General features: G+C 35.7%; 17 protein-coding genes. 12 read left to right on the forward strand and 5 right to left on the reverse strand.

What is annotated here, in order from left to right:
* Positions 1–205: 205 nt before the first annotated feature.
* The gene (locus tag VK91_RS00005) at positions 206–2677 is read left to right on the forward strand and encodes an S-layer homology domain-containing protein (protein WP_048389657.1); all 2472 of its coding nucleotides are present in this window, start codon (positions 206–208) and stop codon (positions 2675–2677) included.
* A 752-nt stretch (positions 2678–3429) separates the two neighbouring features.
* Here the strand turns inward: VK91_RS00005 and VK91_RS00010 are convergent.
* Complete coding sequence (locus VK91_RS00010) at positions 3430–4557, reverse strand: acyltransferase (RefSeq protein ID WP_048389659.1); 1128 nt, start codon at positions 4555–4557, stop codon at positions 3430–3432.
* Between the two features lie 288 nt (positions 4558–4845).
* Positions 4846–5838, reverse strand: coding sequence for an acryloyl-CoA reductase (locus tag VK91_RS00015; RefSeq protein WP_048389661.1), 993 nt, complete (start codon positions 5836–5838; stop codon positions 4846–4848).
* A 127-nt stretch (positions 5839–5965) separates the two neighbouring features.
* On the opposite strand from VK91_RS00015, the gene VK91_RS00020 reads away from it, so the two are divergent.
* The 10 genes from VK91_RS00020 (at position 5966) to VK91_RS00065 (ending at position 16347) form a co-directional block, all read left to right on the forward strand.
* A complete protein-coding gene (locus VK91_RS00020) occupies positions 5966–6553 on the forward strand; it encodes a TetR/AcrR family transcriptional regulator (RefSeq protein WP_048389665.1) in 588 nt (195 codons plus the stop codon).
* A 375-nt stretch (positions 6554–6928) separates the two neighbouring features.
* Positions 6929–7834 (forward strand): arginase, encoded by a 906-nt coding sequence (gene rocF, locus VK91_RS00025; RefSeq protein ID WP_048389666.1) that lies wholly within the window; start codon positions 6929–6931, stop codon positions 7832–7834.
* 268 nt (positions 7835–8102) lie between these two features.
* Complete coding sequence (locus VK91_RS00030) at positions 8103–9530, forward strand: amino acid permease (protein WP_048389667.1); 1428 nt, start codon at positions 8103–8105, stop codon at positions 9528–9530.
* A gap of 203 nt (positions 9531–9733) precedes the next feature.
* Complete coding sequence (locus tag VK91_RS00035) at positions 9734–10534, forward strand: DUF817 domain-containing protein (protein WP_048389668.1); 801 nt, start codon at positions 9734–9736, stop codon at positions 10532–10534.
* 159 nt (positions 10535–10693) lie between these two features.
* On the forward strand, positions 10694–11281 hold the full coding sequence (locus VK91_RS00040) for a pyridoxamine 5'-phosphate oxidase family protein (protein ID WP_048389670.1): 588 nt from the start codon (positions 10694–10696) through the stop codon (positions 11279–11281).
* A 220-nt stretch (positions 11282–11501) separates the two neighbouring features.
* Positions 11502–12194, forward strand: coding sequence for a VanR-ABDEGLN family response regulator transcription factor (gene vanR, locus VK91_RS00045; RefSeq protein WP_167444827.1), 693 nt, complete (start codon positions 11502–11504; stop codon positions 12192–12194).
* Positions 12130–13311: a cell wall metabolism sensor histidine kinase WalK gene (locus VK91_RS00050; RefSeq protein WP_048389673.1), complete on the forward strand. Its 1182-nt coding sequence runs from the start codon at positions 12130–12132 to the stop codon at positions 13309–13311. Before vanR ends, VK91_RS00050 begins: the two co-directional genes overlap by 65 nt.
* Positions 13312–13399: 88 nt before the next feature.
* Positions 13400–14317: a D-alanyl-D-alanine carboxypeptidase family protein gene (locus tag VK91_RS00055; protein ID WP_048389674.1), complete on the forward strand. Its 918-nt coding sequence runs from the start codon at positions 13400–13402 to the stop codon at positions 14315–14317.
* Between the two features lie 220 nt (positions 14318–14537).
* Positions 14538–14933: a VOC family protein gene (locus VK91_RS00060; RefSeq protein ID WP_048389675.1), complete on the forward strand. Its 396-nt coding sequence runs from the start codon at positions 14538–14540 to the stop codon at positions 14931–14933.
* Positions 14934–15216: 283 nt separating this feature from the next.
* Positions 15217–16347: a CamS family sex pheromone protein gene (locus VK91_RS00065; protein WP_082148096.1), complete on the forward strand. Its 1131-nt coding sequence runs from the start codon at positions 15217–15219 to the stop codon at positions 16345–16347.
* Between the two features lie 31 nt (positions 16348–16378).
* Here VK91_RS00065 and VK91_RS00070 read toward each other — a convergent pair whose 3' ends face one another.
* Complete coding sequence (locus tag VK91_RS00070) at positions 16379–16849, reverse strand: hypothetical protein (RefSeq protein ID WP_048389677.1); 471 nt, start codon at positions 16847–16849, stop codon at positions 16379–16381.
* A 219-nt stretch (positions 16850–17068) separates the two neighbouring features.
* Here VK91_RS00070 and VK91_RS00075 point away from each other — a divergent pair, with 219 nt between their 5' ends.
* Positions 17069–18331 carry an NtaA/DmoA family FMN-dependent monooxygenase gene (locus tag VK91_RS00075; RefSeq protein WP_231595550.1) on the forward strand — a complete coding sequence of 421 codons (1263 nt, stop codon included), beginning with the start codon at positions 17069–17071 and terminating at the stop codon, positions 18329–18331.
* 34 nt (positions 18332–18365) lie between these two features.
* Here VK91_RS00075 and VK91_RS00080 read toward each other — a convergent pair whose 3' ends face one another.
* Positions 18366–19292: a TIGR03943 family protein gene (locus tag VK91_RS00080; RefSeq protein WP_048389679.1), complete on the reverse strand. Its 927-nt coding sequence runs from the start codon at positions 19290–19292 to the stop codon at positions 18366–18368.
* A gap of 11 nt (positions 19293–19303) precedes the next feature.
* Positions 19304–20302, reverse strand: coding sequence for a permease (locus tag VK91_RS00085; protein WP_048389680.1), 999 nt, complete (start codon positions 20300–20302; stop codon positions 19304–19306).
* Positions 20303–20346 lie beyond the last annotated feature (44 nt).

Genomic DNA, 20346 nt, shown 5'->3' on the forward strand with positions numbered 1-20346 from the left:
TTATATTATTGTCTTGTAAAGCAAATTACAGTTTGATTGGGATATTTAATCATGAAAAATTTAGAAGATTGCTTTACATATAATTGGTTGAATTATTATTTGTGGGAACGATTTATACATATTTTTATAATTTTATAATTAAATAGCGCGATAATATTGTTCTCACAGAATAATATAATTTATTAAAATTCTGGAGGAATATACTATGACAAAACAAAACAAAGGTCGTAAATTTTTCGCAACTACAGCTACAGCAGCACTTGTAGCATCAGCAATCGTACCAGTAGCATCAGCTGCGGAATTTCAAGATGCAGCTAGCATTTCATCTTGGGCAAAAGAAGCTGTTCAATTTTTAACTGATAAAGGCTACATCCAAGGCGATGAAAAAGGAAACTTCAACCCAGCTGGTACACTTACTCGTGCAGAAGCGGCTGAAATTTTATCAAAAGCATTAGATTTAAAAGCTACTGGTACTGAAGATTTTTCTGATGTTAGTGAAAATGATTGGTTCTATAATGCAGTACTTGCAACTTCACCAGAATTATTTGATGGTATGGGCAATGGTAAATTTGAGCCTAAAGCTCAATTAACAAGAGAACAAGCTGCTAAAGTCATCGTTCAAGGCTACCAATTAACAGGTAAAGCAGATCTTAGCCAATTTGCAGATGCTTCTAAAGCTTCTAAATGGGCTGTATCTTACTTAGAAACAGCTGTAGAAAATGGTGTAATCAATGGTAAAGGCTCTTTATTAGCACCACAAGATAAAATTAGCCGCGAAGAATTCGCTACAATGGTAAAACGTACGATTGATGCAGTTCAAGAAGTAACACCAGCTGTAGAAGCTGTAAAAGGACTTAATGCAAAAGAACTTGAAGTGAAATTCAACACAGCTGTTGATGCAAAAGATGCAGCAATCACAACAAAATATGCTGTTGAAGGTGTAGCAATCACTAACGCAATAGTATCTGAAGACGGTATGACAGTTACGTTAACAACTGATAAAGAAGTAAAATTAACAAATGGTAAAGTAACTGTAAAACCAATTAAAACAAAAGCGGATGCTAAAGTTTTAACTGAAGAGTTCAACAAATTAATCACATTTGCAGATACGACTCCTGTAAGCGTTAATTCTGTAGAAGCTAAAGGTACTACAGCTGTTATCACTTTCGACGAGCCAGTACAAAGTGAAGGAACAATCAGCTTAAATGGTACAGAACTATCAAAAGAGCGCTATACTTTATCTGGCAAGAAATTAACAATTACTGGATTAACAGCAGAACAATCTTACAAAGTAGACATTGTTGGTGCAACTGACTTCGCTAATAATATCGCAAATCCTATCGCAGTTAACTTCACAGTTTTGAAAGCAGACGTTGATAATTCAAAACCAACTGTTTCTACAGCAGTGAATGGTACAGAAATTACGTTTGATTTCTCTGAAGAATTAATGAAACAAAATCTTAATGCAGATGCAGAGACTAAAGAATATGCAAAAGTAACAGTAGGATCAACTGTATTCTATTTAACAGATGCTGATATTAAAGATACAGAGGATAAAACTGTATTCACTATTGATGCTAAATCTGCTTTAGGTACAGCTACATTCATTAATACAAACATTAAAGTAGAAGGACAAAAAGATTTAGCTGGTAATGCAGGTGATGCATTTGAGTTCAATGCTATTCTTTCAAAAGATTTAACACCTGCTACACTTGTTTCTGCTGCTACTAAAATGTTAGTAGCTGATGATGTAAATGCTACTACAGACGTTGATGCATTATACCTTACTTTTAGTGAGCCAGTAAAAGTAGAAGGAAAATTAACTGTTAAAACACAAAATGGTATTGCTTACACTACTGGAAAAGAAACAGCAGTAAAAGCAGATGCAGGTTTCGATGTAGATGGTAACGGTAAAATCGAGGGTGCAGAGAAAAACACTGTAAAAGTTGACATTGATCTAGATAGCAATTCAACATACACTTTCGAGTTATCTGCTAAAGCAGTAACAGATTTAGCTGGCAATGTAACTGCTGATACTGTTACTTTCAATGTAACAACAGGCGTATTTGAAGCTACACCTGAAACACCAACAGATTCATTAGTATTCGGCGCTACTCCAGTTGTTGTAACTGACAATAACGTATTCACAGTTGAGTATGCTAAAGATGTGACTGCAACAGCTACAAATGCTGCTAACTACACACTTGGAGGAAAAGAACTTCCTGCAGGTACGCAACTTCAGTTTGTAGATGGTACTAAGAAAGTAAGATTCACTTTACCAGAAGGTTCTATCACAGCTAATGGTAATTATGTACTTGAAGCTAGCAATGTAGTAGATACAAAAGGTAACACGCTTAAAGGTGGAAAAGTGACAACTCAAGTTGCACTTAAAGAAAATATTGTTCCTGTTGCTACTAAAGTAACTGCAGTAGATAGCAAAACATTTACAGTAGATTTCTCTGAAAATATTGCTGATCAAGCTGCTCCAACAGGTGTTACTGTTAAAATTGCAGGATCAACTGTAGAACTTGCTTCTATTACAGTAGCTGGTGGTAAACTTACTGCGATAACTAAAGCTGACTATGCATTAACAGACAGCATTGTAGTTGAATTCAAATCAACAAACCTAGTTGATGCTAATAACAACAAAGTAAAAGACGGTTCTATTGCAAAATAATTAAATCGTTCATTGAAAAGCCCTGTGGAGATTTCCACAGGGCTTTTTTAGTGTTTAAATAAGGATCATGCTAATAGGAGAGAAAGACCTTTAGGCAAGGCGAGAGGTTGATTTCCGTTCCGCCAGCGTCCTTTCCAGAGGGCGTCCGATGAGCCGCTGTGTTCGCTCCAGGGTCTCCTCTGAGACGCTAAATCCCCTAGGAGTGACGCTGGCTCCACTCCAATCAACCATTCTGCAAAAGTGTTTTTTCCTTATTTTTCATACTAGCAGTAGCGATCAAAATAGCCCATGATTTGCATGATTAGAAAAAGGATAGGTTTTTATTTTCAATGTAGAGAAGTGATGCGTGATAACACCTCTTCATAAAACCTTCACTTTATTTGTAAACCTTTGCTAATAAGGTAACACTTTTGTGGGGGAGGGGAGGGCTACTTGACTCCCGTGGGATAGCAAGACAGGCAAAACGCTAAACGGAGTGGTAGCGGAGGAAGCAATTCGGCGCTCGCCCACAGGAAAGTAAGTAGCCTGCAATGGAAATTCATTTTCACTTTTTATTGATTGCTTTTTTAACACTATGAAACCCCTTGGTAGATTTCCACAGGGTCTTTTTAATTTGTTTCTTCTTATTTAATAATGCACCACAGAAGAAACATTAGTATTTCAGTAACGGTAAGCACAAAATAACAGGTTCTCAACTAAATATACACCAGTTGACGGAAACAAATCGACGACTGGCTGTGCATATTGAACGGCTATTTGTAAGGGAATTTGCTAGGGATAGGTCCAAAGGCAATCCAATGGTACTTAAAGAATCTGCCCATCAATAGCACGACCATCCATGTGACGAATAGAGCAAAGATAAAGCCACCAATGCTCCATAGGTGATAGATTATACTATTACCACCAGTACTTAATTGTCTATAAAGGAAAAGGAAAAATGGATGCAATAGATAGACGCCAAATGATACTGTTCCTAGATTGATTAAGCCATTTACAAAAGCATGGTTCCATATATCATAGATCCAGAAAGAAAGCTGTAATAAGACAATACAGGCTGTTAAAGATTGTAGCTGAAAAACTAGCTCAAATATTGTGCTGTTCACTATATAGGTTTGTGATGTATAAACAAAGTAATATAAATAAACATTATATATAGTAGAAATTAGCCATATGCACCACACAAAAAGTATCTTGATAGGAAAATTTTCTTTTTTTAGTTGAAGCCATCCTTTGTATTTTTCAAAATAAATTCCTAAAAATGCCCCTGCTAAGAAATAAAAGAGATAGGAAAAAGCGATACTCCCTCTATAGGGAAACTGCCATAACTCAGCGTTTAATAGAATAAAGACCCATTGAAGAACGAACCCAATCCAAATTAAATAAGGAGATAGTGCTGGTTTTTTCTTTAAAATATATAGGAATAATGGGAACATAAGATAGAATTGAACAATAATAAAAATATAGTATAGATGCGTATACGCTTTGCCTAATAAAAGTTTTTCTAGAAATTCGATACTAAATAGAGAACGCCATGTGTCTACTAAATCATGTGACACATAAAATTGCATCGCTGCATAATAAAAAATAGAAAAAAAGAGATAAGGAATGAGTATTTGGGTCACTCTTTTTTTATAAAAATGAATGATAAGCTCCTTTGTTAAATCCTTTTGTATATAATTGTAAAATAATACAAAGCCACTTAAAAAAATAAAAGCAGGGACAGCGAATTTAGGGGAGATATTGAAAAATACATAAAATGGATATAATTTTGAGTCACTAGATAAAGCCGTTACAGGTGTACTAGTAGAATGAATAAGAAGAACAGCTAGAATGGCTAAAGCCCGTGTAATAGCTAATTCATTAATATGTGCTCGCTTCATACGATCATCTCCAAAGTATTAATTATAGTATTGAATTCCCAGAATACTGCCTACATACTCTATTGGTATGCTTGTTAGTACAAATTTAGACAAGCTTTGTTGCCTAAATTTGTCTAAAGGAAACAAGTGGGTTGTTCATGAGCTACTATAAAGCGCTTTTATGTCAGGGAGATGTCAACAATAAAAAAAGCTACCACGCTCGCTTTGCGTAGTAGCTGTATGTTGTTATTCGCCATCTAGAATTATTTTCTGGGAAATAGAATAAAGAAGGAAGCTTAATTAAACTCCTTATAATGCAACAAGGATTCTACCTCTTGCTTGACCCTTCAGTAAAATAGGTAAAACATCAGGAAGTTGTTGTAGTGTTACCTCTTGCTGAATAAAATCATTAAGGTTTGCTGGTTTGAAATCAGTCGCTAGTCGATGCCAAATGTTTAATCGAATGTCCATTGGGCAATAAACAGAATCAACTCCAAGTAAACTCACGCCTCTTAAAATGAAGGGAAATACACTTGTAGGAAGCTGTGTACCTGCCGTTAAACCACTACATGCAACAGCCCCACCATATTGAATTTGGCTTAATAATGAGGCAAGTGGCTCTCCACCAACAGAATCAACAGCAGCAGCCCATTTTTGTTTGCCTAATGCTTTAATTTTTCCATCATAAACCTCTTCACGATTTACTATTGTAGTAGCCCCGAGTGATTGTAAATATTCATGTTCAGATTCTTTTCCTGTGCTCGCTTCAACTTGATAACCCAGTGTTGAAAGAATAGATACGGCAAAGCTACCTACACCTCCTGTAGCCCCTGTCACAAGAATTTTCCCCTTTTCAGGATGAATACCATTTTCCTCTAACTTTTGAACAGATAATGCAGCTGTAAATCCTGCAGTACCAATTACCATAGCCTCTTTAAGGGAAAGTCCTTTTGGAAGCGGTACAATCCATTGCGCTGGGATGCGGGCATATTCACTAAAGCCACCAAAATGGGAAACACCTATTTCATAGCTAGTCGCAATGACCTCGTCACCAATTTTAAAGCGAGAATCCTCAGAAGAAACAACAGTCCCAGCTAAATCAATGCCAGGAACAAAAGGATAAGACGTAACGATTTTACCATCAGGAATAGAGGCAAGACTATCTTTATAATTAATACCTGAATAACTAACTTTAATTAATACCTCACCCTTTGGTAGATCTTCTAAAGTTAACTTGTTCACTTTCACTGTAAATGCATCATCTTTATTGACTACTAACGCACTAAAATTTTCTGCCGTCATCGTAAACGTCCCCCCTATAATTTTATTCCATTAAACAGTATCAAAATTATTCTGACCGGTCAACATAAAATTGGATTGTTGCTACTCTTCATGTATAATAACTTCTATCAAGTCATCGGAGGCTCCTATGAAAAAGAAAGAGGAAGAACGTAAAAAACAGATTATGAAAGCAGCCTTTAACGCTGTTTCACAATTAGGTTATGATAAGGTTACACTACAAGACATAGCCAATCATGCCAGTGTCTCAAAAGGGGTAGTTCATTACTACTTTACAAGCAAACAAAACATTTTATTAGAATTACTTGAATCCACTACGAACAAAATCTACAGCTATGAAATACAGGAAATAGGCAAGCATCAAACAGCTATAGACAAGCTTCATGCCTACTTAAATGCTGTATTTGTATCGCCTATAGAAAATAAAAAATTTTACAGGGTTTATTTAGACTTTTTAGCTCAGGCAAATAGCAAAGAAGAGTACAAAAGAATTAACTTAAAATTTTATGAGAATTGCTGGGGAATTGGACAAGAAATTATTGAATTAGGAAAAAGAGAAGGTGTCTTTAGTTCAGACATTGATTCCTTAACCTATGCAAAAATGATGAGGGCAATGATTGATGGTTCATTAATTCAGTGGTTAACCTGCGATTTAGAAGAACAACATAAATTTTATAAAGAAACCTGTTTGAATAGTATTGTGCGATTATTAAAATAGGCAATTGAAAAGCCTTATTACTATTGTAGTAAGGCTTTTTTTTGCCGTAAAAAAGAAGAATAATTGAATGATTTTGGAAAATATTTATTAACATATTGCATTTATAGATAAAATTACCGTCAAAATTTTCGGAAAAAACTATAAAAAAAGAACAGTTTTAATATTTTGTTTAGTAATTTTTTACAAAAATACGCACTTAAAAGGAAAAAAATGTTTTGTTATGCATTGAAATAGCGTTTATGCAATCGTTTATACAAGAATAAATCTATGTTTTTAATAATTTAAACTGTATAAAAATTTAAAATAATGTCGAGTTGAGTCAATGTTGCAATTTCTTTATACTGTGAAAGTAATTATTGGAGAGGAGAAAACATCATGAATAAAGAAGTGACAATTATTGGGGTGCCCATGGATTTAGGTCAAACAAGAAGAGGCGTAGACATGGGACCAAGTGCTATCAGATATGCGGGGGTAACTGAACGACTTGAGAGACTTGGTTATTCGATTTACGACGAAGGGGATTTAACTATTGACTTCGTACACGAAGATAAAGACGCAGAAGGAAAGACAAACTTAAAAAATTTAAAAACTGTCACAGAAAGTAACGAGAAGCTAGGCCAAAAAGTAGACCATGAAATTTCTTTAAACCGTTTTCCTTTAGTTTTAGGTGGAGACCATAGTATTGCTATTGGAACATTAGCAGGAGTTTCCAAGCATTATGAGAATCTAGGTGTCATTTGGTATGATGCCCATGGCGATTTAAATACTGGTGAAACATCTCCTTCAGGAAATATCCATGGCATGTCTTTAGCTGTAAGCTTGGGCCTTGGACATCCAGCACTTACAAATATCGGAGGCTATGCTCCAAAGGTAAAGCCTGAAAACGTTGTTATCATTGGTGCTCGAGATTTAGATCCTGGTGAAAAAAAGCTTATTAAGGAAATTGGTATTAAAGTATACACGATGCATGAAATTGATCGTTTAGGAATGACGAAAGTAATGTCAGAAACGATTGACTATTTAAAGGAGCGCACAGACGGTGTTCACCTATCATTAGATTTAGATGGACTGGATCCAAATGATGCACCAGGTGTAGGCACGCCAGTAGCAGGTGGTATTAGCTATCGTGAAAGTCATTTAGCTATGGAAATGCTGTCAGAAGCAAATATTATTACTTCAGCAGAATTTGTTGAGACAAACCCTGTATTAGATCAATACAATAAAACGGCTATTGCTGCGGTAGCTTTAATCAGCTCACTATTTGGCGATACATTACTTTAAGCCATGAATAGAAGTCATTTTGTATCCCAGAAGGAAGAACTTTTCTTAAAAAATTAGGTCGCGACAACCAACTATAAGAAAATAGCTCTCCCTATAGTAAGTTTACAATACAATTTAGCTATTCAATAGCCTTTATTTTGTCAGAAAATTGACAGTTCATAAAATATATAAAACAGTTTATCTATTAACATTCAAATTTTAGATTGTTATCTGTTTTGTACGAAAAAAAGAAAGTGCTTACACAGATAATGAATGTAAGGAGTTTTTTATGGCAGCAGAACAATATGAATTAAAAAGAAGTATGAAAGCAAGACACTTATTTATGATTTCACTTGGCGGATGTATTGGAACTGGTTTCTTTCTTGGATCAGGCTACACGATTAACCAAGCTGGGCCAACTGGTGCCATCCTAGCTTACTTAGTAGGCGGAGCAGTTATGTATTTAACAATGCTATGTTTGGGTGAATTGTCTGTTGCTATGCCGGTATCAGGTTCATTCCAAACGTACACGACGAAATTTATCGGTCCTGCTACTGGTTTTGCCGTTGGATGGCTATACTGGCTAGGTTGGGCAGTAACTGTTGCTCTTGAGTTTTTAGGGGCTGGACAACTAATGCAAAGATGGTTTCCTGATTCACCAGTATGGATGTGGTGCCTAATATTTGCAGCACTACTCTTTGTATTGAATGGTTTATCAGCAAAAGCATTTGGTGAAGCAGAATTTGTCTTCTCCAGCATTAAGATATTGGCAATTATTATGTTCCTTGCGGTTGGTGGAGCAGCTATGTTTGGGCTAATCGATATGAAAGATGGAACAAACGCCCCATTCCTTACTCATTTTTATGAGGGTGGATTGTTTCCTAATGGTGTAACAGCACTGCTTATTACAATGATTACCGTGAATTTTTCATTCCAGGGTACAGAATTGATTGGTATTGCTGCTGGGGAGAGTGAAAATCCTGAAAAGACTATCCCTAAATCTATTAAGCAAACTGTTTGGCGTACGCTGTTCTTCTTTGTGTTATCCGTATTTGTACTTGCAGCAATGATACCAATGGATAAAGCAGGTGTGGTGGAAAGTCCATTTGTAGTCGTATTAGATAGCATAGGTATTCCATATGCAGCAGATATTATGAATTTTGTTATCCTAACAGCCTTATTATCTGTCGCAAACTCTGGTCTTTATGCTGCAACACGTATGCTGTTCTCACTATCTGTCGAAAAGATGGCAAGTCCCGTTTTAGGGAAAGTTAATAAAAGAGGTATCCCAATGAATGCATTACTAATCACACTCGCTGTAGCAGGTCTGTCTTTACTGTCAAGTGTATTTGCTGCTAATACAGTCTTTGTGTGGTTATTATCTCTAGCAGGCTTAGGTGCACAAATTGGTTGGATTGCGATTACAGCATCTCAAATTGCATTTAGACGCTCCTATATACGCCAAGGAGGAAAAGTAGAGGATTTAAAATTCAAAGCGCCACTGTATCCAGTGATCCCTATTTTAGGTTTATTAGCGAACTGTATTGTTATGGCAAGCTTGGCTTTTGATCCAGCTCAACGTTTAGCACTCTACTGTGGTGGAACATTCTTCATTGGTTGTTATATCGTTTATTATTTAAAAGTGAAAAAAGTGACGAATTTAGAAATAAACCAACAAGAAGTCCAATTAAAATTAAATCAAAAAATATATCTTTAATATCAAAGAGTAGCTACTTACATGGCTACTCTTTTCTTCATAGATAAGCAACAACAAAGACGTATTTAACAAAGAATAGTTCCAGTAATAAGAGAAAAAATTTATTGTTTTTCGATAAATAAATATTGAAATAAGATAATTTATCGTTTATTCTTCATACAAGAAGCAATTTAATTATGAACAAGTTCATTTGAGGTGGATTCATGTTGAAGAATTTTATTAAAGACTTAGGAGTCTTTACGTATCATCAATCATTATCTTGTATTTTTCCTGTTGTGATATTTGCTACACTTGCACTCTCTAAAGCCATTCAAATACCTGGGGTAGGAAGATATGACTTTATTCTGGCAATCTGTCTATTGACTCAGTACTTGATGTATAAATTTGGTTTAGAAACAAAGGATGAAATAAAAGTCATTTGCTTGTTTCACATTATTGGGCTCGTGCTCGAACTATATAAAGTGAATTTCAATTCATGGTCATATCCTGAAGAGGCGTGGACAAAAATAGGGGGTGTGCCTTTATATAGCGGATTTATGTATGCGAGTGTAGCAAGTTATATTTGCCAAGCTTGGCGTAGGTTTGATTTAAAAATTGTAAGCTGGCCAAAAAGTTATGTAGCTATTCCACTTGGAGCCATTATCTACTTGAATTTTTTCACACACCATTTTATTTATGATTTTAGATGGCTGTTAATGGCACTACTATTTATTGTGTTTTATCGTACTGTTGTAAAATTTACAGTACGGAACAAAGTCTTTAAAATGCCCATCGTTGTATCGTTCTTTTTGATTGGCTTTTTCATTTGGATTGCTGAAAATATTGCAACGTTCTTTGGAGCATGGTCCTATCCGAATCAAGAGGTGTCTTGGTCGATTGTTCATTTTGGTAAAATCAGTTCATGGTTCTTACTTGTAGTCATTAGCATTATGATTGTTGCGCAACTTAAACTATTCTATCGTGATGTAGGTGAAAATTTGGAGAATAAATCATTCAATATATGACATTCATTTGTAGAACTAGAGAACTTCTAAGAAAATAGTATGGGCTTTTGATAAACTAGTATTTTTACCTTGTACCCATGCCCTTTCATCAAACTGTCCCTTTTTTAACGTGCAATACTGCTGTAGACTCCTTTTTAGAAGAGGATAGGGGGAATGATAATGGTAACAGATATTCGGATGATAAATAGAGCTTGTACAGATGAAAAAAAAATTAAACAATTTTTAGAAGGCGCACAAACTGCATTTCTTGGTTTGGTAGATCAACATATGCCATATGTTATTCCGCTAAATTATGTTTACAAAGACGGAAGTTTTTATTTTCATGGTGCCAACGAAGGAAGAAAAATAGATATTCTAACAAATAATCGGAATGCATGTATCACAATAAGTGAAAATTATGGAACAATGGTAGACCCTATTCCTGCTGAGACTGATACGGCTTATATAAGTGTAGTAGCAAATGGTTTGGTGGAATTTGTTACAGATTTAAATGAAGCTACTGCTGCTATGCAGGCAATGCTTGATAAATATGTACCAGATTATTACCAAGCACCTTTATCAAAAAAGCATATCGAAAAATATCAGTCATCTTTAGGGAGCAAAACGCTTGTTCTCAAAGTGAAACCGACCAGTATAGCTGTAAAAGAGAATAAATTAAATAAACAAATGCTATATTACGCAGGTAGAGTGGTAACACAGGATATGAGTCGAAAATCTACTGCTACAGCAATCAATCCAACAAATTAATTACCAGAAAATGCGAGGCTTGGGATATAACCTAAGCCTATTTTTGATGTAGTAATAGTTCATTATGAGGCTATCTATGATTTTGTTAATATAAACCTATTAAAAGTAGAGTTGGAAAGATGTTTTCATCTAACTACCCTAATAATAGATATAGTCATGCGTAAGTGCTATAATGCCTGTGAAAAATCATTGGAAAACAAGTGGGGAGAAGGAGAGGGCAATACAGTTGAATATATTAGTTGTTGACGATGAAAAGGAAATTGCAGATTTAATAGAACTTTACTTAAAAAATGAAAACTATCATGTATTTAAGTTTTATACGGCTCAAGAGGCTTTGGCATGTATTGAGCATGAGAAAGTAGATTTAGCTGTTCTGGATATTATGATGCCTGATATAGATGGGTTTACTATTTTACGAAAAATCCGAGAAACACTGAATTTTCCAGTGATAATGCTTACGGCAAAGGAAGAAGAAATCGATAAAATAAATGGATTTTCTCTGGGAGCAGATGATTATATAACAAAGCCATTTCGTCCATTAGAGTTGGTTGCTCGTGTAAAGGCGCAAATACGAAGATTTACTTTCTACAACCAAGGTTCGAAGCAACAGGAAGATATCATTGATTTTGCTGGCTTGGTGATTAATAAAAACACACGACAAGTCTTTTTAAATGAAAGGCCCATATCCCTTACACCTACGGAGTTCGCTATTCTTTGGTATTTATGTGCAAATCGAGGGACAGTTATTAGCTCAGAGCAATTATTCCAAGAAATTTGGGGGGAAAAGTACTTTAGCAGCAATAACACGGTAATGGTTCACATTCGACATTTACGGGAAAAAATGAAGGATGCTGCGGAGAACCCAAAGTATATTAAAACGGTTTGGGGAGTGGGGTATACCATTGAAAAATGAGTTTGGCAAACTGAAAAGGAAAATGGTTCTACAAATTATTTCGATACTTGTCATCGCTAGCATCATAGGCTATTTTATTAATTTTGCATTTATTGATGGGGTCTTACAAGCTCCCTTTGCAGATGCTTTTATTGCTTTTTGTGAAAATGTCTTGCAGCTTGATTATTATGCTGCAAGCAATGCCTATCATGTGTTATTTCGACAAAATAAATCACTTTGGCTTGCGATAGGATTTATTTTATTATTATTGATTATTTTTTATATCGCCTTGTCTCGATTTACCCGATATTTTCATCAAATTAGTTCAAGTATTACCATGCTTGCTGATGAGTCAGGGAAGGAAATTGAGCTCCCAGCTGAACTCGATTTTTTGGAGAAAAAATTAAATAACGTGAAATATAAATTAGAAAAGCGTGCAAGGGATGCACAAGAAGCTGAGCAACGAAAGAATGATTTAGTTGTCTATTTAGCGCATGATATTAAAACACCTTTAACATCTATTATTGGCTACTTAAGTCTTTTAGATGAAGCGAGGGATATGCCGGTAGAGCAGAAAGAAAAATATGTGACGATTACATTAGATAAATCTTATAGACTGGAACAACTAATCAATGAATTTTTTGAAATAACCAGGTTTAATTTACAATCCATCATTTTAGAGAAAGATTCTATTCCTTTACAACATATGTTAATGCAAGTGGCTGACGAGTTTTATCCATTGCTGGCACCAAAGGGTCAAAAAGTCATCGTCAAATTAGATGAAGATATTACTATCTATGCAGACGGTAATAAAATAGCAAGGGTATTTAATAATATTTTAAAAAATGCAATTGCCTACAGTGATCCAAATAGTACAATTGAAATTAGTGCGCAAAGCGAAAATAATCAGACATTTATTTCGTTTACGAATACAGGGAAGACGATCCCTCCTGAAAAATTAAAAATGATATTTGAAAAGTTTTACCGCTTAGATAGTGCAAGGTCTACCCAAACAGGAGGTGCTGGGCTTGGTTTAGCCATTTCTAATGAAATTGTACAGGCCCATGGCGGAACCATTACCGCAACTTCTAGTAATGATACAACCGTATTCACCGTGATGATTCCAACCAATTCTTAAGAAACCTTAAGAATTCACTAATAGTAAATTAAAAATAAGCTCCTTTTTTTATGGTTGAATAAAAGCATAAAGAGAAGGAGTTGTTTTTATGTTCAAGAGAAAAGGTATATTGAGTTTATTGTTCTTATCCATAATGATTTTCGTTTATTTACTATTGAAAGAATCGCCAATGACTTTACGTCAGGAAATAGATCATGCACCAAAAGTAGTACAAACAGCCAGTCAGCATATGCTCGATCTTGATATGTACAGTTCGAATGCAATATTAGTGAATTTGGATGAAAATCAAATTGTTTTAGATAAAAAAAGTGAGGAAAAGATTTATCCTGCTTCTTTGACAAAAATGATGACGGTTTTAGTCGCGATTGAGCAGATCTCCAATTTACAAGAAGAAATCATTTTACCTAAACATATCTTTCGGGATTTATTAGAGGAAAATGCGTCAGTGGCGGGCTTTCTCCCAAATGAAAAGCTGACAGTAGAAGATTTGTTGTATGGCTCTATGTTGCCATCAGGTGCAGAGGCATCACTAGGTTTAGCTGAATATGTTGCGGGGTCAGAACGTGGATTTGTGAAACTGATGAACGAAAAGGCGCAGCAGCTAGGCATGAAAAATACGCACTTTGTGAATACAACTGGACTCCACCATTCAGATCATTATACAACTGTAAAGGATATGTCTTTACTTTTACAATACGCCTTAACAAACGATGATTTTCGAAATGTTTATACAGCAGAAAGATATTCTATAAAATCAACAAACCTTCATCCGGAAGGCATTACTTTTACCAGTCGCATGTTTCAGCATATGACGTCAAGTGCATTGCCAGGAGGGGAAATTTTAGGTGGAAAAACTGGCTATACAGAAGATGCAGGCTTATGTTTAGCAAGCTTAGCTCTTATAAATGGACAAGAATATGTGCTAGTGACAGTAGGAGCGGACGGCAGCCCTAGAACGGAGCAATATAATATTACCGATGCCATTTCGGTATATAGTCAATTATAACTAGCCCTAATAGTGTGTGATTAGAGAATAATTTATTTTCTAGTCACACTTTTTTGTAGTTGTAAAAATAATAGAATTGAATAATAGATGGGAGATTCCATATAAGTCTCTATAAACCAACGTGTTGTTGGTATGGCAGAAATAATTTATTAATTTTAATCTTCAGAAAAATGATATATAGTAAATATGATCAAATACATTCATCTTTAAGGAGGATACTATGGGGAGATTAGTTCATTTTGAAATTCATGTAAGTGATATGGATCGGGCTAAGGATTTTTATGGGGAAGTTTTTGGATGGTCATTTCAGGACTGGAGTGAATATGCAGGCATGCCTTACTTCGGTGCCGTGACAGGTGAAGATGGTGAACTTGGCATTAACGGTGCTTTAATGCAACGCCAAGGGCCTCCACCAGAAACAAACCAAGCGTTGAATGGCTTTGCTTGTACAATGGGTGTTGAAAGTTATGATGTAACGGAAGCAAAAATTCTTGAAAACGGGGGCAAAGTAGCCATGCCAAAGTACGCATTACCAGGAATGGCATGGCAAGGCTATTATATTGATACGGAAGGCAATGTATTTGGTATTCACCAGCCCGATAAAAATGCCAAATAGTATTGAGGGATAAATCGCTCTAAGAAGGAGGGAACCCGCTCCTAAAGAAGCGAAAACCCGCTCTTAAAAGTGTGAGAGCCACTCCAATGTAGTGAAAAACCCACTCATTAGCAGTTGAAAGCAGTAAGACCTATGTTCGAGAAAACGAGCATAGGTCTTTTTTTGATTATCTGATAGGTAAATGGGGAGATTTGTAAATATATAATGTTTTATTTTGGTAAATTTGGTATCGTTGAATGAGGTAATTTATCAAATGATACATAGTATGCAAGGAGAAATAGCAATGAAAAAAAGAAGCTTTATGTTATTTTTATTCGCACCAATATTGATTTTAGCATCTTGTAGTAGTGAGGACGAAAGTGTTACTGCTAATGAGAAAAAGTATATTTCATCGATACAGAAAAAGGAGGTCTATGAGATTCAACAGCCTGCAAAAGTCAATATTGCTAGAGGTTCAATCATCAATAATATGAATAATGCTTTAAATATTAATGAAATTGAAAGAGGACTCATGAATTTATCGGTGAATCATTTCTCAACTGATAAGTTTTATATGCAGGAAGGTCAATATCTGGAAGAGAAAATGATCAGCCAATGGTTAAGTAGAAAAACAGATGAAGGTATTGGGTTAAATCCAGCCATTGAAACTAGAAGTGACAATGTGCTAGAGGATGAAAAAAAGTATCCTTTGATTCTCTCACATGTGTTAGAACAAAATTTTATTAATAAAGAAAATAACAAAGTAGAGGGACTATCGATCGCGATCTCGTTAAATGAATTTTATGATATACGAGTTTCCGATGCCAATGGTTTAATTTACACAGGCCAAGTGAAAGTAGACCAAAATGATGATGATATCAACGATGTTAAAAATTATGGGAAGGAAGTAGCTAAAAGGATTCTTGAGGATATTAGAAAAAATGAAAAATATCCGAGAGTCCCTATTTATTTAACTTTATATCAAGAATCTAATATAAACGATATTATTCCAGGCATATTTTTAGCTGAAACCTTTATTTCTAAAGATGCAGATACCATAACAAAATGGTTTGATATAGATAAAAAGCATTATATATTCCCATCAGATGCTTTATATAGTTTGGACCAAAATATGTATAATAAATTATTAATTTTTAAAGAGGATATTCAAGGTGGATTTAAACATTTAAATCCTAAAATCATGGGAAAACTTCGTTATGAAGATGGCAAATTAACAGATATTAATCTAGAAATACATGTACCACTGGTTAATGATATTGAATTAATTGGCTTGTTACAGCTCACTAGTACAAAAATGAATACAATTTTATTTGACTATATCCCCATCACCATTCGGGTAATCGATCAGAAGCAGGATGTTGGAATTGTTCTCTGGGACCCAACGGAAAAACAAATTTTTGCATCACCTATTTGAATAGAAAAAAGCTAAAGGGTGAAGCTCCATATTAAATTTCGTAACTTGTATTTATATCTACTGTAATTGAAGAACCATCATTATTATCAAATTTCATGAACCATTGACCAGCTTGGCTTGCATCCAACTCGTAAGTTGAAGTAAATGATTGTCCAGATTTAATGATCTCTCCGTCTATCCAAACCGTTCCATTAGGTGCAGTTAATATAAACCTAATAGATTGTGAGCTGTTATTTTTTACATAAATTTGAATTGTATCAGTGCCATTACTAGGTCCTTTAAAATTAAAGCTCATCGAACCCTGACCAGTTGGAAAGGTAGAAGACGTTGTAAGAAGAGAATCATCACTTTTTTCAGCTGTGGGGGTAGAATAAGATTCCTCAGCAGAAGCACCAAGGTTCGGCGGAATAGATGGTTGGAGTATAGGATCTTCTATAAAAGATGCTCCACCAATTGGAAATATAAAAAGAGTAACTATAAATAAAGAGGTAAATTTTCTCATGATTCCTCCGCTTAAATATTTTTGAATTATCTCAATAATACCTTTATTTAACTTTATAGTAAATATTAGTTTGGTTGCTTATTTTTCATTTGTAGAGGACCTTCAAAAACTTAATAGTATTTCATTGCAATCTCTGCCATGAATGATTATTATGAAAATGATAATCATTATCAATTAAAAAGAAGGAGAGTAGCAATGAAAAGACACCTTATTATTGGAATGCATTTAGCTGTTTACGGTAATCATGGCAAACAGGGTGCCTTGATAGAAGAACATATTGCATTTGCGCAGCGTGCTGAAGCAGCGAAATTAGATTTTGTATTTAAGGCGGATTATTTAACAGCTCATCCAGAATTAATGGCTAAAATGAAAGGAACAGTTGGCTTAGATCCTAACTTTTTAATGGCGATGGTGGCAAGAGAAACGAAACAGATTGGCTTAGTAACAACGATTTCCACATCCTTTACGCCACCTTATCTGATTGCGCGTCAATTGCAGTCCTTAAATTGGATTAGCGAAGGACGAGTTGGATGGAATATCGTAACCTCTATAGATGGCGCCCATAATTTCAGCAATGAGCCCATGCCTTCTTCCGAGGAGCGTTATGCTAAAGCTGCAGAATGTACAGCGGTGGTCAAGCAGCTATGGCATAGTTATCCCTATGAAACATTAGAAATGGATGGGAATTTAGAGAAAATAAAAGAGCTTGTTAAGCCAATTGAACATGAAGGCGAATTTTTCCATATAAAAGGTCCCTTAAATCTCCCAATGCATCCAGCAGGAGAGATTCCACTCTTCCAAGCAGGAGCGTCGGATGTTGGGCGGCAATTTGCGGCTACTGTTTCCAATGCGATTTTTGCGGCTACACCAGCCATGGAGGTGGGTATTGAGATGCGTAATGATTTGCGTCAGCAGGCTATAGAAGTAGGTCGTTCAGCCGACGATATTCGCTTATTACCCGGACTCTATTTCTTTATAGGGGATACATATGAAGAAGCACTCGAAATGCACCGACAAGCACATGCACATTTAACACTTGAGCGGCGTTACAGTGCTTTAGAATCTGTGATTGGCATGGATGTTCGTCATTTGGCACTTGAAGATCAGGTAACGGTTGATATGCTGCCATCAAAAGATCAACAAGTACGTAGTAAAACACATGCAGATTTGGTACGTCGTTATATTGTAAACAATGAACCAACTGTCGCAGTATTGTTAGCACGCCCAGAGGTAATTGGCTCAGCCCACCTTGTAGCAATCGGTACACCACAGGATATTGTCGATCAAATCGTTACTTTTTATGAAGAGGGTGCATTAGATGGCTTTATTGCCATACCAGGCGGACCTGCGAAATCTTTGGATTTGTTCTTTAGCGACGTTATTCCCATGTTAGTAGAGCGGGGTTTATTCAGAGCTGAATATGAAGGTAGCACATTACGTTCCCATTTAGGCTTAGATGTGCGATCCCCCATTAATAGCTGAAAAAGGGCAAGCCATAAGCTTTGCCCTTTTATTGCTAGAAACTCATTCGAATATTAATAGGATAAAGATAAGGTGATTCAGGTTGTTCGATTGTTACCCAATCATCAATATGGATAACAGGTAAGCTTGCACCTTCATATGTTGTTTGACTAATTGTACCGACCACTTCAATCCATGTATCTTCTGTGAGTGTAGGAGCGTCCGAAAACTCTGTCAGAAAGCCGACAATACTGGCATCGGCGACGCAATGCGTAATAAGAAATCTTGAAATCACTAGTTGCTTTTCTGTAAAATTTTCTTCTTTTAAAACAAAGCCCTTCAACTGTATTTTCTTCCCCAAATAGTTAGCCAAATTTTGATTAATTTCTTCATAATAAATCGTGTAGTCCTCATCGGTCATTTTTAGCATGGATTGTTGGGATAGCTGTTGCTTTAATTGCTCATATTGTTTTTTTGTCATTTCCTGTTTTTCCTCTGTCAGTCGGGGATCAGCTTCATGTTCATCATAGATGTTTTCATCAATCGTTTCATTTGAAGTGAGGTAATCCTCTATTTTAGATGATTGATTTTGCTGGGTGAGAATAAATGCACCACCTTTTTTATCAGCGATGGATGCATCTAAAATTTTTGCTGGCACGAAGAAGCCTGTCATTATTGGTGTCATGATAATGAGGTAGGCTATCATTTTTTTTCGGGTAAAGGCTGTGTGACCATGGTCGTGATGGGAGCAGCATGCTTGTCCCGTTTGAACACATGAATGGGGAACCTTTGAAAAAGATATAATTCTTGTCACTTGAACAAGAAATAGTATAAAAAATAAAATGGCGGCTGTTTTACTCAGCCCTTCATATTTAGGGTTGATAAATTTTGTTAGTTCTCCGGTCCAATGCAGGTTGGCAATCATAGCCGAAAAGGCGAGTAACATGAAGGCTCTTAGCGCTTGTTGAACGTGAAATTTCATGGTTTTCCCCCTTAGAGATACGCTGAAAGAATCCATATACTAATGTAGACAACTGTAGCCACTAAGGCGATTAACCAAAAAACAAATTTTAAACGAAATACGCTCATCAACATAATGGTATTTTTCAAATCGATCATAGGGCCAAAAATAAGAAAGGCCAGAATGGATGGAGTGGAGAAAATAGCACTAAAGGATGCGCCAATAAAGGCATCTGCCTCAGAGCAAAGTGACAGAATGAAGGCTAAGCCCATCATAACTAGAATGGAGGAGGGTTCACCTTCTCCAATGGCTACGAGTGTTTTGGTAGATATATAGGTTTGTACAAAGGCAGCTAAAAATGCCCCGATAATTAAGTATTTACCCATATCAAAAAATTCATCGATGGCATGTTTGACCATATTTAATAATTTGGTGAAGAAGGATGTTTGTAGACTAGGGATTGTTAATGAGTAGGGCTGTAAAGAGCTCTTAAATTGGGAGCCTTTAAAAAATAAGCTGATAAGTAATGCTACTACAATAGCAATGACAAAGCCAACAAGCATTCGAAGGCTCGCTATTCTTAAATCATTTCCAAATGCCATATAAGTAGAAAGAATAACAACGGGATTAATAAGTGGACCAGTTAACATAAAGCCTATAGCTGCATGTATAGGTACGCCTTTGACAATCAATCTTCTAACAATCGGAACAATCCCACATTCACAGGCTGGAAATAATGCACCTACAAGACAACTCATGATAACTGCCATCACAGGGTTTCGAGGAATCCACCTTTGGATATGTTCCTCTGTTATAAAAATCTGTATAAAGCCAGCAATCAGTATTCCAATTAAGACAAATGGTAATGCTTCAATTAAAATACTTAAAAATATCGTATTTAAATTGAGTAGAGAGGAACTAAGGTCGTTTAAAGCTGAGACGTTGTATAACAGTAGTGGTAGAATGCCTAGGAATAAAATGAAGAGCAGCCAAAAATTCAATACATATTTAGAAAAATGGAGACGTTCCACATAGACCTCCTTAAAGTGTAATGGTTACGTTTTAATTCAAGATA

It is taken from the genome of Lysinibacillus sp. LK3 (genome assembly GCF_001043675.1).
GTDB classification, from domain to species: Bacteria; Bacillota; Bacilli; order Bacillales_A; family Planococcaceae; genus Lysinibacillus; species Lysinibacillus capsici.

What these genes read in the sequence shown, in the direction of transcription:
- VK91_RS00005 (WP_048389657.1), top strand. Translation starts at nt 206, where the DNA reads ATGACAAAACAAAACAAAGGTCGTAAATTTTTCGCAACTACAGCTACA.
- VK91_RS00010 (WP_048389659.1), bottom strand. Translation starts at nt 4,557, where the DNA reads ATGAAGCGAGCACATATTAATGAATTAGCTATTACACGGGCTTTAGCC.
- VK91_RS00015 (WP_048389661.1), bottom strand. Translation starts at nt 5,838, where the DNA reads ATGACGGCAGAAAATTTTAGTGCGTTAGTAGTCAATAAAGATGATGCA.
- VK91_RS00020 (WP_048389665.1), top strand. Translation starts at nt 5,966, where the DNA reads ATGAAAAAGAAAGAGGAAGAACGTAAAAAACAGATTATGAAAGCAGCC.
- rocF (WP_048389666.1), top strand. Translation starts at nt 6,929, where the DNA reads ATGAATAAAGAAGTGACAATTATTGGGGTGCCCATGGATTTAGGTCAA.
- VK91_RS00030 (WP_048389667.1), top strand. Translation starts at nt 8,103, where the DNA reads ATGGCAGCAGAACAATATGAATTAAAAAGAAGTATGAAAGCAAGACAC.
- VK91_RS00035 (WP_048389668.1), top strand. Translation starts at nt 9,734, where the DNA reads ATGTTGAAGAATTTTATTAAAGACTTAGGAGTCTTTACGTATCATCAA.
- VK91_RS00040 (WP_048389670.1), top strand. Translation starts at nt 10,694, where the DNA reads ATGGTAACAGATATTCGGATGATAAATAGAGCTTGTACAGATGAAAAA.
- VK91_RS00050 (WP_048389673.1), top strand. Translation starts at nt 12,130, where the DNA reads ATGCTGCGGAGAACCCAAAGTATATTAAAACGGTTTGGGGAGTGGGGT.
- VK91_RS00055 (WP_048389674.1), top strand. Translation starts at nt 13,400, where the DNA reads ATGTTCAAGAGAAAAGGTATATTGAGTTTATTGTTCTTATCCATAATG.
- VK91_RS00060 (WP_048389675.1), top strand. Translation starts at nt 14,538, where the DNA reads ATGGGGAGATTAGTTCATTTTGAAATTCATGTAAGTGATATGGATCGG.
- VK91_RS00065 (WP_082148096.1), top strand. Translation starts at nt 15,217, where the DNA reads ATGAAAAAAAGAAGCTTTATGTTATTTTTATTCGCACCAATATTGATT.
- VK91_RS00070 (WP_048389677.1), bottom strand. Translation starts at nt 16,849, where the DNA reads ATGAGAAAATTTACCTCTTTATTTATAGTTACTCTTTTTATATTTCCA.
- VK91_RS00075 (WP_231595550.1), top strand. Translation starts at nt 17,069, where the DNA reads ATGCATTTAGCTGTTTACGGTAATCATGGCAAACAGGGTGCCTTGATA.
- VK91_RS00080 (WP_048389679.1), bottom strand. Translation starts at nt 19,292, where the DNA reads ATGAAATTTCACGTTCAACAAGCGCTAAGAGCCTTCATGTTACTCGCC.